Raw genomic sequence first — 16862 nt, forward strand, 5'->3', positions numbered from 1 at the left:
ACAGGGAATAGAACTATTTGCTATAAAAAACTATGCTTGCAACCCCTAAAATTAAAATTTGCGGTATTACAAATCTTAAGGATATAGAACTAGTTTCATCCTCGGGTGCTGACTATGCAGGGATTTTGCTCAATGTTGCTGCTTCTCCACGTAGCGTTGACGGGAAAAAAGCGGAAAGTTTATGTCTAAGAGCAAGAATCCCCGTTGTTGTCCTTTTATGGCAACCTACATTCAAAGAAATTAAAATTGCATATAATAGATTGAAGCCGTATGCGTTTCAACTGCTCAGTCAGGAAAAACAGGAGCTGGTGGCAGAGATAAAATCAAAAATCCCGGATGTAATGGTATGGAAATCCCTGCATCTGCCGTCTTCAGAACAGGGCATTGATACCAATATCAAGGATATGAGAATAAGAATAAATGCCTATATGAATAAAGGAGCTGATGCAATTCTCATTGATACGGTTTATAAATCTGGAAGCAGTGTTCAACATGGTGGAACAGGCAAGATTTCTAATTGGAACACAGTAGTTGAGCTCTTTAAAAATCTGGATGTACCTCTGTTCCTTGCAGGAGGAATAACGCCTTCTAATGTCAAGGATGCTATAAACCAAGTCAATCCCTATGGTATTGATGTTGCAAGCGGTGTGGAAAAAGAAAAAGGAATAAAAGATCCTGTAAAAGTCAGGGAGTTAGTAAAAATAGTGAGGAGGATTGAAGAACATGGCTAAACAATACGCAGTTGAACTCAGGATTGATGATAGGATTGACAGTGTATTTATTGTGCGAAATAAGCACATGAGGATAACAAAAAACAATAAATCCTATCTTGCATTTGAACTTGTAGATAAATCAGGAGAGATCGTGGGAAGAATTTGGGATAAGGCAGAAGAAATGTCCCAGTTATTTAAGGATAATGATTTTGTAAGGGTTATTGGCATAGCGGAAAGTTTTCAGAATATGTTACAGATAAATATTAAACAGATTCAGAAGGTTAATGAAAATGAAATAGATATTGATGATTTTCTGCCAAAGACTGATAAGGACATAGACATAATGTTTAACCAAATTGTCAGCATAATTGATAGTATCAAAAATAAGTGGCTTAAGAATTTGCTGCATGCAGTCTTTGCAGTGGAGGAATATAGCGAGTTATTCAAAAAGGCACCAGCATCGATAAAAATGCATAATTACTATATTGGCGGATTGCTGGAACATACTTTGTCAGTGGCCAGTATGTGCATGGAAATAGATAAGTATTATAAAAACATTAATAAAGACCTTCTCATGGCAGGTGCCATTTTACACGATATTGGCAAGATATATGAGTATGAATATTCACATGCCTTTGATTATACGGATAGGGGCAGATTGATAGGCCATATTGTAATAGGAACACAAATGGTAAAGTCGAAGATAGCTGAGATTTCCCAGTTTCCAGCGGAATTGGAAATGCTGCTTGAACATATGCTTCTCAGTCATCATGGGCAGTATGAATGGGGATCACCCAAGAAGCCGAAGGTACTAGAAGCAGTTATACTTCATTATCTGGATGATATGGATGCAAAGATATCGGGCTTTCAAGGAATGGTAGAAAAGTCTCAGGAGCCGGATAAAAAGTGGACAAGCCGCAGTTTTATGTTTGATAATAAAATGCTCTATAAGGACAGTAATATTGGCTGACAGAGAGCTCAATCTCAGGATTCTCCTTGACTTTAAAACCCTCCAAATATAGAATCAATCCAAGTGTAGTTTAATAAAAATATTTATTTAACTAACCGTAGGGAAAGCTATAAAGATTATCGGATTTTTCTAAGCATTTAATAGAAAAAGTAATATAGATTAAGGAGATTTAAGAGATTAAAAAGAGGAAAGCAGAGAGACATTAAAATGCAAGAAGGATCTGATGCATGTAGCTCCTATGTGTTTATTATAAGGGGGTAAGAGCATTATGATTAGCCTGTTAAGTAGTTATATTTTTTGGCTTGTAAGTGCAGGAGTTGGGCTTGGCTTTGGAGCAGCAGGATATGTATATAGAAAATATGCAGCTGAATCAAAGATAAGGAGAGCAGAAGAGTGTGTTGAGAGAATACTTAAAGATGCAGAAAAAGAGATTGAGACAAAGCGGAAGGAGTTGGATCTAGAAGCAAAAGGTGAGCTGTATAAGTTAAGATCTTCATTTGAGCAAGAGACAAGTGCAAAAACAAAGGAACTTCATGCTCTTGAGAGTAAGATAGGCCAAAAGGAATCAAATTTAGATAGAAAGGTTGACCTGTGGGAGAGAAGAGAACGGGAGATTGCAGAGAAAGAAAACGGCATAAGACGAAAAACAGAAGACCTAAGTAGAAGACAAATAGAACTTACTCGAACCTTAGAAGAAGAAAAAAGCAGCCTTCAAAGAATTTCCGGACTCACCCCAGAAAAAGCTAGAGAAGTATTTCTTGCCAAAATAGCTGAAGAAGCTAAATATGACGCAGCGCTTTTAGCAAAGAAAATAGAAGACGAGTCTCTGGAGAATGCCCAAAAAAAGGCCAAGGAAATCATAGCTACAGCAATTCAGAGATGCGCCGCAGAATACACCACTGAATCTACAGTATCTGTTGTATCTTTGCCAAACGAGGAGATGAAAGGACGTATCATTGGTCGTGAAGGGAGAAATATCCGGGCGTTTGAGACTGCAACAGGTATAAATATTATTGTTGATGACACTCCAGAAGCGGTTATACTTTCGGGTTTTGATCCTATAAGAAGAGAGATTGCAAAAGTTGCTTTAGAAAAACTTATTGCGGACGGAAGGATTCACCCTGGTAGAATAGAAGAAGTTGTAGAAAAAGCCGATAAAGAAGTTCAATTTTCTATTAAGGAAGCCGGAGAACAGGCTGCCTTGGAAGTTGGAGTTCAAGGACTTAACTCAGAAGAAATAAAACTGATTGGGCGTCTGAAGTATAGGACAAGTTATGGACAGAATGTATTGCAGCATTCAAAGGAAGCAGCTTATCTGGCAGGGGCAATGGCTGCAGAATTAGGTCAGGATATAAAGACAGCAAAACGTGCAGGTCTCTTGCATGATATAGGTAAGTCTGTGGACCATGAAGTGGAAGGTACGCACGCACAGATAGGTGCAGATTTGGCAAGGAAATGTGGTGAGTCAGATAAGATAGTTTATGCAATTGCTTCACATCATGAGGAAAAGCCAACAAATACCATTCTTTCTGTGCTTATTCAGGCAGCTGATGCAATCTCTGCATCACGGCCTGGTGTGAGACGCGAAACATTCGAAAAATATGTAAAGCGGTTGGAAGAATTAGAAAGTATTGCAACATCATTTCCAGGTGTTAATAAAACATATGCGATCAACGCTGGTAGAGAGATTAGAGTCATGGTTGAACCTGATAAGATAAGTGATAAAGAAAGTGTTAAACTTTTGCAGGATATAAGTAAGAAAATAGAAAAAAACTTGAATTATCCAGGGCAGATCAAGATTACTTTAATTCGCGAGACTAGAGTAGTTGATTATGCAAAATAGGTAGAAAATTGGCTAAGATTAGAATTCTTTTCATCGGGGATGTGGTTGGCAAGGCTGGACGTTGTGCGATAGAGAAACTTGTTCCAGCCTTATTGAATACAAATAGCATAGATGTATGTATCGCAAATGGAGAGAACGCTGCAGGAGGCACTGGCATTACACAGAAAATCTCCAATCAACTTTTTTCCTCTGGAATAGATATTATAACATCAGGTAATCACATATGGAGCAATAAGGATATACTAAGTGCTTTGGACACTGATAAGAGAATACTGCGGCCAGCGAACTATCCTGATGGAGTCAAAGGGATTGGTTCTACAACATTTAAAAGTAAAAAAGGGTATATAATTGGAATCACAAATCTTATGGGACGTGTTTTTATGAAGCCTTTGGACTGCCCTTTTAAGGTAGCGGAGAGAGAAATAAGAGAATTAAAAAAGAAAACAACGGTAAATATTATAGATTTTCATGCTGAAGCAACATCTGAAAAGATGGCTTTAGGTAGATACTTAGATGGTAAAGTTACTGCAGTAATAGGAACCCATACACATGTTCAAACCGCTGATGAAAAGATTTTTCCTAAGGGCACAGCCTATATTACAGATGCTGGAATGACTGGTCCTCACGATTCAATAATAGGAGCAAAAAAAGATTCTGTTTTTCAGCGTTTTCTAACACAAGTTCCGGTAAAAATTGAAGCCGCTTCAGAGGATATCTGGCTGAATGGGGTAATTATTGAAGCGGATTATGATTCTGGGAAAGCGCTATCTATTAAGAGAATAAGCAAGAAGCTGTAAACAATTATTAATTCAAAATTCAAAATTCAAAATTCAAAATTTCCCCTCATTCTTTTGTTCTCTGTCTTCTTAGTTACAGACTGTTCTCCCCGAGTCATCCGTTATGAAGAAACAAAATTCTTAATGGGCACAGAAGTAAATATAATTGTTGTTGGCAATAGCAGAACAATGATACGCTCAGCAGCACAGGCTGGATTTAGAGAAATATCGAGAATAGAAGATATTATGAGTGCCTATAAACCAGATAGTGAACTGTCCTTGCTGAACAAGGCAGGGGAACAAGAAGCCAGCAGAGAACTTCTGTATGTGATAAACAAAGCTCGTTATACTTCAGAGTTATCAAACGGCGCGTTTGACATTACATGTAAGCCATTAATTGATCTATGGCTTAATGCCAGAGAAACAAAGGAATTTCCGAATACACAGAATATTCTAAATACTTTATCTCTTGTTGGATATAGAAATATTTTAATAAAAAACAATAATGTGAAGTTCGATAAAGCAGGCATGAAAATTGACTTGGGTGGATTAGCTAAGGGATATGCAGTAGATATGGCTATGGATCTTATTAAAAACTATGATATTAAAGGGGCTCTTGTTGATGCAGGAGGCGATATCAGAGCTATTGGCAAGCGGGAAGATGGGAAGCTGTGGAAAATAGGGATAAAGCATCCCAGGGTAAAGGATAAAATTATAGGACTTATAGACTTAGAAAATAGCGCAGTTGCAACCTCCGGGGATTATGAAAGATTTTTTATGCTGAATGGCAAGAGATATTCCCACATAATTGACCCAAGGACCGGCTATCCAGTAGATAATCAAATAGTGAGTGTTTCTGTGTTATCCTCGGATTGTCTGACTTGCGATAGCTTGGCAACAGCCCTAACAGTGCTTGGAGAGGAAAGGGGCATTGAACTAATAGAAAAATTAAAAGGAATAGAAGCATTAATCATTACTATAAAAGACGGGAATTTAAATCTAATAAAATCGTCTGGGATGAAGGAGTTTGTCCTTAATTATTAGAAGGATTCTTAATTTCCAACTCCAAACCAGTTTTTGGCTTGTAAACAGTATTCGTTTTCGTTATACTAGCGCAGCTTTTCCAAGGGCGGTTAGCTCAGTTGGTTAGAGTACCTGCTTGACGTGCAGGGGGTCACTGGTTCGAGCCCAGTACCGCCCACCATTAGGCAGTTTTTGACTGCAATTATTAATTTTTAATTAAGATTTGGTTATGAATTCAAAATTCAAAATTCAAAATTGGCGATTTATCGCCATAGTACTGCACATATAATGGCTTTAGCTGTCCAGCAATTGTATCCGAACACAAAGATAGGCATAGGGCCAGCTATTGAAGACGGGTTTTATTACGATTTTGATAAAAAAACTCCATTTGTCCCAGAAGATTTTGAAAAGATTGAGAACAAGATGCAGGAGATAATAGATAAGCAAACATGTTTTGAACGGATTGAGGTGTCTAAGGATGAGGCTAAGGAGATATTTGAAAAAAGAGATGAATTATATAAATTAGAACTGCTTGATGAGATTACTGATGAGAAAGTGAGTTTGTATAAGACAGGTGATTTTATTGACCTCTGTCGTGGACCACATGTTAAGAGTGCTGCTGACATAAAGGCATTTAAATTGCTTAGTGTTGCTGGCGCGTATTGGCGTGGAGATGAAAAAAATAAAATGCTTCAGAGGATATATGGGACAGCCTGGTATACAAAAGAGGAACTTGATAAGTATGTAAATAAACTCATAGAGGCTAAAAAGCGTGATCATAGGAAACTTGGAAAAGAGCTTGATTTATACAGCATACATGAAGAAGCAGGCGCAGGGCTTATCTTCTGGCATCCAAAGGGAGCTATGATTCGCAGAGTAATCGAAGACTTCTGGTATGAGGAGCATATGCAGCGCGGGTATCAGTTTGTTAATATACCTCATATCTCAAATATCAATTTGTGGAAGACCAGCGGACATCTGGATTTTTACAAGGACAATATGTATTCTCCAATGGAAATAGATTCTCAGGATTATATAATCAAGCCTATGAACTGTCCCGGACATATATTGATTTACAAAACAAAACTGCATAGTTATAAAGAACTGCCAATACGCTATGCAGAGCTCGGCACAGTCTATAGATACGAGAAATCAGGCGTGCTTCACGGTATGCTGAGGGTTCGTGGTTTTACTCAGGATGATGCCCATATATTTTGCACTCCCAACCAGCTTAAAAATGAGATAAAAGAAGTAATAGAACTTATGGACTATATGATGAAAATATTTGGATTTGAATATGAAGTATTTTTGAGCACAAGAGATAAAAGCAATAAATTTGCAGGAAGCATTGAAGACTGGGAGAAAGCTACAGGTACTCTTGAAGATGTATTAAAAGGAAAGAATATAACATACATGGTTGAAGAAGGAGAGGCAGTTTTTTATGGTCCAAAGATTGATGTAAAAATGAAAGACTCTCTTGGCAGATTGTGGCAGGGGCCAACTGTGCAGTTTGACTTTAATCTGCCGCATCGTTTTAATGTTACCTACATTGGAGAAGATGGAAAAGAACATTATGCAATGATGGTTCACCGTACTGTTCTTGGTTCCATGGAAAGGTTTGTGGGAACTCTTATTGAGCATTATGGGGGAGCTTTTCCAGTATGGCTTTCACCTGTTCAGGTTAAAATATTGACGATAGGAGAGGATAATGTCCCTTATGCAAAAGAAATGCAGAGCCTGTTGAAAGCGGAACAAATAAGAGCAGAACTTGATCCTAGAGATGAAAAAATAGGATTAAAAATAAGGGAATCAGAACTGGATAAAATTCCTTACATGCTTATAATAGGAGACAGGGAAGTTAAAGAGAAGACAGTGTCTATTCGAAAACACGGAAATAGGGATTGTACGGGAATGGATATTAAGCAATTTATAAACCAAATTAGGAAACAAATAGAGATTAGAAAATGACAATAAAAAAAGAAAGAGGAAGATATGAATGAGAAAGTAGAAATAAAAGTAGGCGAAAGAGACTTAATTATAGAGACAGGCAAGCTTGCAAAACAGGCGGATGGAGCTGTTACAGTTAGATGTGGTGATACCGTTATTCTTGCAACAGTTGTTTGCTCTAAAACAACTAGAGAAGGCATGGATTATTTTCCGTTATCTGTTGATTATCGGGAAAAGACATATGCTGCAGGAAAGATTCCCGGAGGATTTTTTAAACGGGAAGGAAGACCGACGGAAAAAGAAATCTTGACTTCAAGACTGATAGATAGACCGATAAGGCCTCTTTTTCCGGATATGTTCAGGAACGAGCTGCAGATTATGGTAGCCGTCTTGTCTGCTGATGAATTTACAGATCCTGATATTCTTGCAATAGTTGGCGCTTCAGCAGCGCTTGGAATATCTGATATACCTTTTTTTAAACCGGTTGGCGCAGTAAGAGTAAGCAGAATCAACGATGAATTTATTATTAATCCGTCATATGAACAGATTGAACAGAGCGAGTTATCTTTCGTTGTTGCAGGCACGAAGGATGCAATAACAATGGTAGAAGGGGACGGGAAAGGAGTATCGGAGGAGGTCTCTTTAGATGCTTTAAAAGTAGCGCATACCCATATCGTAAAGATTGCCGAAGTAATTGAAGAACTAATAGCTAAGTGCGGCAAAACTAAGCGTACAATTGAGATCATGAATATACCACAGGAATTGGAGAATGCTATAAAAGAATTAGCTGTGGACAAGATATTACAGGCAAACAAGACGACTGATAGATCCAAGCGTAGGGATTTTTTAGATAATTTGTTGACTGAGATTAAGGACGAGCTTTCAGAGAAATACCTTGAACAGGAGAACGCAATATCTTATGTTTTCGATAAGATAGAGAAAGAGGAAGTAAGAAGAAAAATTTTGGATGATGGGAAAAGAGTGGATGGCAGGTCGCTTGAAGAGATTAGACCTATTACTTGTGAGATTGGTGTTTTGCCAAGAACGCACGGCTCAGCGGTTTTTACAAGAGGGGAGACACAGAGTCTGTCAGTAACAACACTGGGCACATCTGAGGATGGACAGATTATGGATGGGTTAAAAGAAGAATCTGAAAAAACATTTATGCTGCATTATAACTTCCCGCCATTTAGTGTTGGAGAAGCAAAGCCTAATAGGGGGCCAGGCAGGCGGGAAATAGGCCATGGCGCGCTTGCTGAACGTGCCATAAAGCCAATAATGCCTTCTTCTGAGAAATTTCCCTACACAGTAAGAATAGTATCGGATATTCTGGAATCAAATGGTTCTTCTTCAATGGCAACAGTATGCGGAGGAGTGCTTTCCCTTATGGATGCTGGGGTACCAATAAAAGAATCTGTAGCAGGAGTTGCAATGGGCTTAATAAAGGAAGAAGACAGGTTTGTTGTACTCACGGATATCAGCGGGCTGGAGGATCATATTGGAGATATGGATTTTAAAGTTACTGGTACCAGAGATGGAATAACAGCTTTTCAGATGGATATAAAAATGGAAGGTATTACTCATGAGATTATGAAAAAAGCTCTGAGTCAAGCAAAAGAAGCTCGTTTAAAAATTCTTGATAAAATGGAATCTGTGATTCCTGAACCGCGTAAAGAAATATCTCTATATGCACCAAGGATTTTTACAATGCAGGTTAATACTGAGAAAATCGGGAAAGTCATTGGACCTGGTGGAAAAACAATAAAAAAGATTGTTCAGGATACAGGTGTTAAGATTGATATTGACGATCAAGGCAAGGTATCTATTGCCTCCACTGATAAGGAGCAGCTTGACAAAGCTATTGATATTGTTAAGAAACTTGTAGAAGACGTGGAAGTGGGAAAAACATACGATAGCGTAGTAAAGAAAGTTACAAATTTTGGCGCATTTGCAGAAGTACTTCCAGGGCAGGAAGGACTTATTCATGTATCTCAATTATCTAATGCATATATAAAAAACGTCGATGATGTGGTTAAGGTTGGAGACAAGCTAACTGTCAAAGTAATGGAAATAGATTCCCAGGGCAGAATCAACCTAAGCCGCAAGGCAGTAATGGATGAAGAAAAACAAGATAATTAGGGGCTAGTTTTGGAAGAAATAAAAGTAGAGATAACACGTATTCCTGGGGCAGAGGATATGCCGCTTCCTAAATATATGACTGAGCGTGCAAGCGGCATGGATCTCTCAGCCGCTGTTAAGGAAGATATGGTTTTAAAACCGGGAGAAATTAAATTAGTTCCTACAGGTGTTCAAATAGGCATTCCACCCGGATATGAGGGACAGGTCAGGCCAAGAAGCGGTCTTGCTCTTAAACATGGGATAAGTATTGTTAACAGCCCTGGTACGATTGATGCAGACTACAGGGGCGAAGTAGGTGTTATACTGGTGAATCTTGGGGAAAAGGATTTTTTAATTCGCAGGGGAGATCGGATAGCACAGCTCGTAATTAATAAGGTCGATAGAGCTGATTTAGTGTATGTTGATAAATTAACCAAAACCTCTAGGAATACTGGAGGTTTTGGACATACAGGATTATAAACTTGTTTGGCTTTTTAAAAGAAAAACAGAGAAACGACTTAATCGGAGTCCTGCTTCTTGCATTTAGCGTCCTTGTATTTCTTAGCTTAAAATCCTATGATTCAGCTGATATCGCATTTAATATATCAGCCCCTAATAGTCCAGCGCATAATTATATTGGTATAACTGGGGCATATATTGGGTTTGGGCTTTTTCTCGCTCTGGGATTTGCAGCCTATTTTATCCCTCTTATAAGTTTTATTTCAAGTATCAATAAATTCAGACAGAAACCGTCACAGAATCTATATGTAAAAATACTGGGAATAGTTTTGCTTCTATGTGGAGGAGCATCTTTATTTGCACTGATCAATGTGCCGTCATTAAAAATTTTCCTTTTGACAAACAGGTTTAAGGCAGGCGGCATATTAGGGGTTTTTTTGGCAGAACAGCTGAAAATGTATCTGCAGCAAACAGGAGCTTATATTGTAACAGTAACAGTGTTTATTTCAGGTTTTCTTTTATGTACAGAGTTTTCTCTCTCTGTTTTTAGTTCATTTATTGTTCGCAAATTCTCAAAAAAGGACTTAATTATTAATAGAAATGTTATAAGAAAAATTAGAACTACAGGACTAAAACAAGTTCAAACAGAAAATGTTTCAGAAAAGCAGCCTGCATCTAAAGAAACTGTTACTTCATTTCATCCTGATGTATTTCAGTTACCGCCATTAACACTATTAGAATTACCTTCAGAGTCTGAGATGGCGAGCGATGATGCAGGCATGTTAGATTCAAACTCTGAAATACTGGAACATACACTTCATGATTTTGGCATAGAGGCAAAGGTTACTCAGATCAATCAAGGTCCTGTTATTACGAGTTATGAACTGCAGCCTGCGCCCGGCGTAAAGGTGCATAATATTGTTTCCCTTGCAAATGACATAGCCTTGAATCTCAAAGCACAAAGCGTGCGTATTGTTGCACCAATTCCTGGAAAGGACGTTGTAGGGATTGAAATTCCGAATAAGAAAAGACAGCCTGTGTATCTGAGAGAAGTACTGGAATCAAAAGCTTTTAGGGATATTAAGTCAAAACTTGCACTAGCTTTTGGAAAGGATATTCAGGGAGAATGCCTGGTTGCAGACATTGAGGATATGCCTCATATTTTAATTGCAGGAACTACTGGGTCAGGCAAATCCGTATGTATTAATAGTCTTATAATGAGCATGTTATATAATGCATATCCAACTGAAGTTCAATTTCTGATGATAGATCCCAAAATGGTGGAATTAGCTGTTTTTTCAGATATCCCTCATCTTATAACTCCAATAGTAACTGATGCAAAGAAAGCAGCTAATGCTTTGAAATGGATCGTGGGAGAGATGGAGGATAGATATCAGAAGCTTGCAAAAGCAGGTGTACGCAATATTACAGGATATAACAAGATAGTTTCTGAATCAAACGGATCCCAGGAACATATGGAAAACATCCCGTATATTGTTGTAATTATTGACGAATTAGCAGATTTAATGAGTGTGGCGCGTAGAGATGTTGAAGAGTCAATTACAAGACTGGCGCAACTCTCAAGAGCTGCTGGAATTCATATTATTCTGGCTACTCAAAGACCTTCTGTTGATGTAATAACAGGTGTTATTAAAGCTAATTTTCCATGTAGACTCTCGTTTCAGGTTTCTTCTAAGGTGGATTCCAGAACTGTTCTTGATATGAATGGAGCAGAGGTTCTCCTTGGCAAAGGAGATATGTTATTTCTGCCTGCCGGCTTACCAAAGCCTGTGAGGGCGCAGGCGTGCTTTGTATCTGATAAGGAAATATCAAGGACGGTTAACTTCTTAAAGAAGCAGGCGAGTCCTTCATACAGGAAGGAGATTCTGGAAGAACCTCGGGTTGAAAATGGACAAGAGGAATTATTTGAAAAAGACGAACTGTTTGAAGACGCAGTCAAAGTAGTTTTAGATACACGTCAGGCTTCCTCGTCTGTCTTGCAGCGCCGTCTCAGGATCGGATACGCAAGAGCGGCGAGACTTATTGATATGATGGAAGCTGAAGACATTGTAGGTCCCCTCAAAGGCAGTAAAGGCAGAGAAATCCTCATAGACTCATTTTAATCTCGTTGTTCTCTCAACCAACAAACACTCTTAAGATATTCTTTTAGATAGGGCAGGTTAAAAACTTTCTTTTCTTGTAATTCTTTGCGTATTGTTTTCTCTGTAGATTGATAGATTTTCTTCTTTTCTTTTTTTGTTTTTCCTTTTAATGATCCTTCAATATTTGCTCTTACTTCGATTTTAAGAGGAGGGATTATTGCTCCCAGCACTTCAAACAGATTATCTAACTCATCTTGTAATTGTGGACCAAATATATGCTTAGGTAAAGCTGTTCGGAATTGTTCAACATATTCTACTTTTTCTCTATTCCATACCCTGTCTCCAAAAAGAGCCAATGTGGAAGGGATAACCCTTTCATAGAACTCATAACCTCTGTCATCTCCCCATGCACACATCTCTCCTCCAAGTACAGAGTTCCTGAACTTTACAGGCACAGGAGGCCGTTTTCCGGGATGCCAGCTCAGGAGTCTTTCTTCCTTAACATATTTTCTTATGTAGGTCTCAGGATAAAACGAGTTAACAACTTTAAATCCATCCTTCAGAAATTTTGATAAACTGCAGCCTTTTCTTGGTCCGCGATTTTTTTTTGCAATACGCCAGAAATGTATCAGGGTATCTTTTGGTATATTATGTGGCTTTCCAATGTCAATTGTATCATTCCACATCATAGTTTGCTTACCATATTTTTTTAGAATTTTTTTGGTTCTGTTGACAAAATAATAAAATAATTCTCTGAAGCGGGTAAGCTTTTCTTTTTTCATTCTGTCTTTACATACGTAGCATTTTTGCCATGAAGTAGTTTCCCCTGGTATATCTTTCATCTCAATTTCATCCGTTCCAATATGGAAATATTTTGACGGAAACAAATGGGCTATTTCGCCAAACAGTTTATCTATAAATTCATATGTTTTTTCAGCTCCGGCACATACTACCCATTCGCTTACCTTTCCTTCCTTTACATTACATCGCAGCTCAGGAATCTGCTCCAGTATATGTGTTGCATGTCCGGGAAGATCTATCTCCGGAATAATTTCTATCTTATGTTTCCCAGCATACAAGGTAAGTTCCTTAATGTCTTTCCTGGAATAAGCGCCTCGTTCTCTATCTTTATGTGTATCTTTATTCAAGGATGGATATTTTTTGCTCTCTATTGTGAAAGACTGCGAATCAGAAAAATGTATGTGAAGAATGTTTAATTTATTATGAGCCATAATATCTATATATCGTTTTATTATCTCAACAGGTATGAATTGCCGTGCTGAATCTATCATGAATCCGCGCCACGGGAAATCCGGCCAATCCCGAATTTCGCATTCTGGAATAATCCACTTATTGTTTTCTTTTTCTATAAGGTCTATCAACGATTGACAGGCATAGAAAAGCCCCTTATCTGTTCCTGCTATAAGAGAAACTAAATTCTGGGTCGCTTTTATAATATAACCCTCTTCTTTTTTGAGAACTTGCGGAAGGGGTTTTTGGATTTTAAGAAAGATGATGTTTTTTTTGGAATTATCTTGAACTTTCGATATTATTTTTAGATTAAATCCTGTTATCTTCTTCAGCTTTTCCTGAAGAAAAAATGTCTCTTGAATATACTTTTTCTCAACAAAGATTTCAGTATCTTTTTGCAGACAAAACTTACCCGGTAAAATTTTTATATGCTTAGGTCTGGGGATAATTGTCATAATTTCCTCTTTAATAGATAACAGAGCGATCTGTTTTCTGTAAATCGGATCGTTCCACTACCTTTTTTATGTGTTCCTGAATTTCGCAAAGCGTAATTAGTGGTTTACAAGGATCATGAATAGGGTTTAGTGTATTTGTGCGCTGATTCCAGTCTACGGACCCATAACGAGCAGACCTGCCAGTTTTATTTAAATAGTGATCATAAGCATCTCCTTTACTATAATGCCAGAATTCAAACGGGTAGGCCGTAAAACCGTTACGGCTCATTATATTTGTGATTTTAATGCGGTTTTCCCGGGCTTTCCTAGAGACAAACGGAGAATTCATAGGCGTTAATTCTGAAAGCTCTATATATGGACCACCTCTATCAATCTCTTGCCTCGTATTCATATCCAGAACAGAAATGTCAATTGCGCTTCCAGAAATGTGTGTTCCTATTTTAGCCGTAGTGGCAACGAGAGCAGTGAGACGACGCATAAGAAAATCAGACGATGGGATAGTCCCCTTGGATTCCCATATAACACGATTTAGAATAACATCAAAGGTGTACTCTGCGCGTGCAAGATGTCTTTGCATCTGAAGGGTCCGAAATGCATCCTCCACTTTCAATACCCAGCCATTATCATTCATGTCCTGTGCTATTTTGAGAAAATCATCAATCAATCCTTCACGAAGATAAAATAGGCGGTTGTATTTATTTGAAATTTTCGTCGTTGAAAATACAACATCTAACTCTGTCCCTAAAACAGCCTCTTGCAATGAGACTAATGGTTCCATGCATTCCTCGACTGGATAATTACACACATCCATCATCATTGTATACGCTTTCTCCATCTGATCCTTCCAATACATGCGTTTTGCATCATTCCCAGTTTTTTTATGTTTTCCCATAGTTAGTCCCTTATACAATATCTATTTCAACTTTTAAATTCCCTTCTACGTCTACGAAAAAGAAGAAAGTCCTATTGTTTTCTTTAGCTTTTCCTAACTTATATTTTCCCCCTTTAGAATTGGTTATTTTTTTTATTCTCCCCGTTTTAAGGAATCCTGTAATTTCTGCTTTTCCTAATCCCCTTAACTCTGCCGTGTAACTACCGTTCTGTGATATAGTCAAAGAGGAGATATGAACTCCCTTGCATTCCAGACTTAGCGCAATATTATCTGCCCACACCACATCCCGAATAAGACCTTCTGTAACCATGCAAGGATATTCCCTTCCCCAGAGTCGAACAAGAAAAAACTCCTTGTTCTGTGGAAGCTTCCAATCTACATTTACAAGATACATTCTGCCGCTTTCATCTATTACAGATTCAGAAGAATCCTCTTTCCATATAACAAAGTTTATAAGTTTACTACCTTCAATTCCAAAATCTTCCTTAACTTTTTCTCCTAAAAAAGAAAGCAAATCCCGATTAAATTCTATAAGTCCATCTTGGGGAAAATCATAAAAAGCACCAAAATAAACAACACCACTTCCAAGTTTATTCTCCAGAAGAACAGGATTCTTATTCTGATCTGAAGCCAGGATTTGGGCATTTAAATTAACAAGCTCACAAATCCTGGTCTCTTCCTGTGCTTGATAAATCTTTTTTTCTAAAACTAGATTTCTTTCTGTTCTGATAAACTTAATTTTCTTTCCTGCTCTTTTTATATCTGCTCCAATAAACTCTCTTATTTTCCCTTTTCTAAAAATTCTAGGCTGTGCTTCTGGGTTAATACGTGTATCAAAATGGCAGCCGCTTATATAAAGAATTCCACCTCTTTCAACATATTCCTTTAACCGTATATAAAGCTCTTCAGTCATTGTATTCCATCCAAGAAGAACAACACATTTATAATTACAAAGAGATTTTAACGGTATATCTGACGGAGGAATATCAACCTGTCCATATGGTGTTCCACAGAATAATTTGCGGATGGAAGGATTATCCTTGTATTCCTCTATTGGCAAAGGTGACAGCCATCCATTAATTGCTTTCCACGAAAACATATGTTTGTTCTCTTTCCATTTACCCCAGAACGTTGTATTCCATCCTCTCCATTTTTGGGGACCGCTGATTTCCGGCATTTTGTCCCCAGGAAGCCACAACATGTATTCTAGATTCCCATAAATTACCGCAAGATCAACACGAGGTTGTCCAAAACGTGGATGAAGTCGGGAAATTCTGTAGAAATTTCTTAATATATTCCGATTATTTGTTGTAAAATCGTCTTCTTCATCAAAACGTTCATAAGCGTTAGTTTTAAAGAGTGAATTTTCCGTATAAGTGTAATTACCGCCATGAGTATAGACAAGATTGAGTAAAAGATTGAAACGTCTTGAAGCCGATTCATTATGAGGAAAACCCAGATACCAGTCAATAGCAATATGAGAGCCCCAAAAGATATTTCCTCTTAACTGACACGTTGCCCTTACCATCCCAAATAAAAGGGAAACATTAGTTACTGGTTCTGCCTGTATAACATCTCCTTTTTTTAATGGAATATATCCTGCAAGTAAACTTGGTTCACCCCATGACGTGGCAAATCCAAGCCTATTGCAATCCTTTATTCCACTTTTTAAATGAGCAACATAGATATCGCGTATTTCTTTAGGTGTTTTGGCCCGTGTGAACTTTTGCATTTCAATTACTTCTTCATCATTTATTTTATGCGGAATTATAGTATTTGTGAATTTTTCTTGATTTTGAAATCGCTGAAAGAAACAATACCCTTCATGGGCATGACTCCCCTTAAAACATTTATTATCTTTTAAAAACTTTACTGGAACAGAATTACCCTGAATAGGCCAGTTTGCAATACGAAAAACAATATTTCTATCATTACAAAAGTTTATCCATCTTTTCCATCTTTCAGACGAAGCTGGTTTTGCATATGTTCTTCCAAATGTAGGACGAAAAATAATATAGTTTCCCATTTCCGTATCTTTGAAAGCATCTAAAATATGTTCCATCTGCCCACTTTCGTCATGCCTGTGGTCATCGGAATCTGTTCCTACCCATAGAGACACTTTTTCTTTATATTTGGGATAAATTAGTTTTATCTCTATTTGTTGAAAAGAACTGGCTGAGTGAATAGAGATTTTTTTATTTATCCCTTCCTCTTTAGCTAGAAACAAAAATTTGTATTTCCCCGGGTTTTCAAGCTTTGTAACTGATGAAGCAGTAGGTCTTTTATCATGCCAACCCTGATCATGCGCTGATA

At 37.7% G+C, this 16862-nt stretch carries 12 protein-coding genes and 1 tRNA gene; 10 read left to right on the top strand and 3 right to left on the bottom strand.

Going from position 1 to position 16862, the window contains the following annotated elements; translation table 11 throughout:
• The first annotated feature begins 32 nt into the window (after positions 1-32).
• The 10 genes from KKC91_02675 to KKC91_02720 all read left to right on the top strand — a co-directional run bounded on the left by KKC91_02675 (position 33) and on the right by KKC91_02720 (position 11972).
• The gene (locus tag KKC91_02675) at positions 33-731 is read left to right on the top strand and encodes a phosphoribosylanthranilate isomerase (GenBank protein ID MBU0477456.1); all 699 of its coding nucleotides are present in this window, start codon (positions 33-35) and stop codon (positions 729-731) included.
• The gene (locus KKC91_02680; protein ID MBU0477457.1) at positions 724-1683 is read left to right on the top strand and encodes an HD domain-containing protein; all 960 of its coding nucleotides are present in this window, start codon (positions 724-726) and stop codon (positions 1681-1683) included. Before KKC91_02675 ends, KKC91_02680 begins: the two co-directional genes overlap by 8 nt.
• A 268-nt stretch (positions 1684-1951) precedes the next feature.
• Entirely contained in the window at positions 1952-3526 is a 1575-nt protein-coding gene (rny, locus tag KKC91_02685; protein MBU0477458.1) for a ribonuclease Y, read from the top strand.
• A 17-nt stretch (positions 3527-3543) separates the two neighbouring features.
• Entirely contained in the window at positions 3544-4323 is a 780-nt protein-coding gene (locus KKC91_02690) for a TIGR00282 family metallophosphoesterase (GenBank protein MBU0477459.1), read from the top strand.
• A 123-nt stretch (positions 4324-4446) separates the two neighbouring features.
• Positions 4447-5346 carry an FAD:protein FMN transferase gene (locus KKC91_02695; protein MBU0477460.1) on the top strand — a complete coding sequence of 300 codons (900 nt, stop codon included), beginning with the start codon at positions 4447-4449 and terminating at the stop codon, positions 5344-5346.
• Positions 5347-5429: 83 nt separating this feature from the next.
• Positions 5430-5506: transfer RNA gene (locus KKC91_02700), tRNA-Val, on the top strand.
• A 107-nt stretch (positions 5507-5613) separates the two neighbouring features.
• On the top strand, positions 5614-7293 hold the full coding sequence (gene thrS, locus KKC91_02705; protein MBU0477461.1) for a threonine--tRNA ligase: 1680 nt from the start codon (positions 5614-5616) through the stop codon (positions 7291-7293).
• A gap of 24 nt (positions 7294-7317) precedes the next feature.
• Complete coding sequence (gene pnp / locus KKC91_02710) at positions 7318-9411, top strand: polyribonucleotide nucleotidyltransferase (protein MBU0477462.1); 2094 nt, start codon at positions 7318-7320, stop codon at positions 9409-9411.
• 9 nt (positions 9412-9420) lie between these two features.
• Positions 9421-9870 carry a dUTP diphosphatase gene (gene dut / locus KKC91_02715; GenBank protein ID MBU0477463.1) on the top strand — a complete coding sequence of 150 codons (450 nt, stop codon included), beginning with the start codon at positions 9421-9423 and terminating at the stop codon, positions 9868-9870.
• A gap of 434 nt (positions 9871-10304) precedes the next feature.
• Entirely contained in the window at positions 10305-11972 is a 1668-nt protein-coding gene (locus tag KKC91_02720) for a hypothetical protein (protein ID MBU0477464.1), read from the top strand.
• On the opposite strand, the gene KKC91_02725 is transcribed toward KKC91_02720, so the two are convergent.
• The 3 genes from KKC91_02725 to KKC91_02735 all read right to left on the bottom strand — a co-directional run.
• A complete protein-coding gene (locus tag KKC91_02725) occupies positions 11969-13657 on the bottom strand; it encodes a family 20 glycosylhydrolase (protein MBU0477465.1) in 1689 nt (562 codons plus the stop codon). The two genes, KKC91_02720 and KKC91_02725, sit on opposite strands and share 4 nt — an antisense overlap.
• 10 nt (positions 13658-13667) lie before the next feature.
• On the bottom strand, positions 13668-14549 hold the full coding sequence (locus KKC91_02730; GenBank protein ID MBU0477466.1) for a hypothetical protein: 882 nt from the start codon (positions 14547-14549) through the stop codon (positions 13668-13670).
• Between the two features lie 10 nt (positions 14550-14559).
• A partial coding sequence (locus tag KKC91_02735) for a hypothetical protein (GenBank protein MBU0477467.1) occupies positions 14560-16862 on the bottom strand: 2303 nt, incomplete at its 5' end.

The organism is bacterium (genome assembly GCA_018812485.1).
In the GTDB taxonomy this organism is placed as follows: Bacteria; JAHJDO01; JAHJDO01; order JAHJDO01; family JAHJDO01; genus JAHJDO01.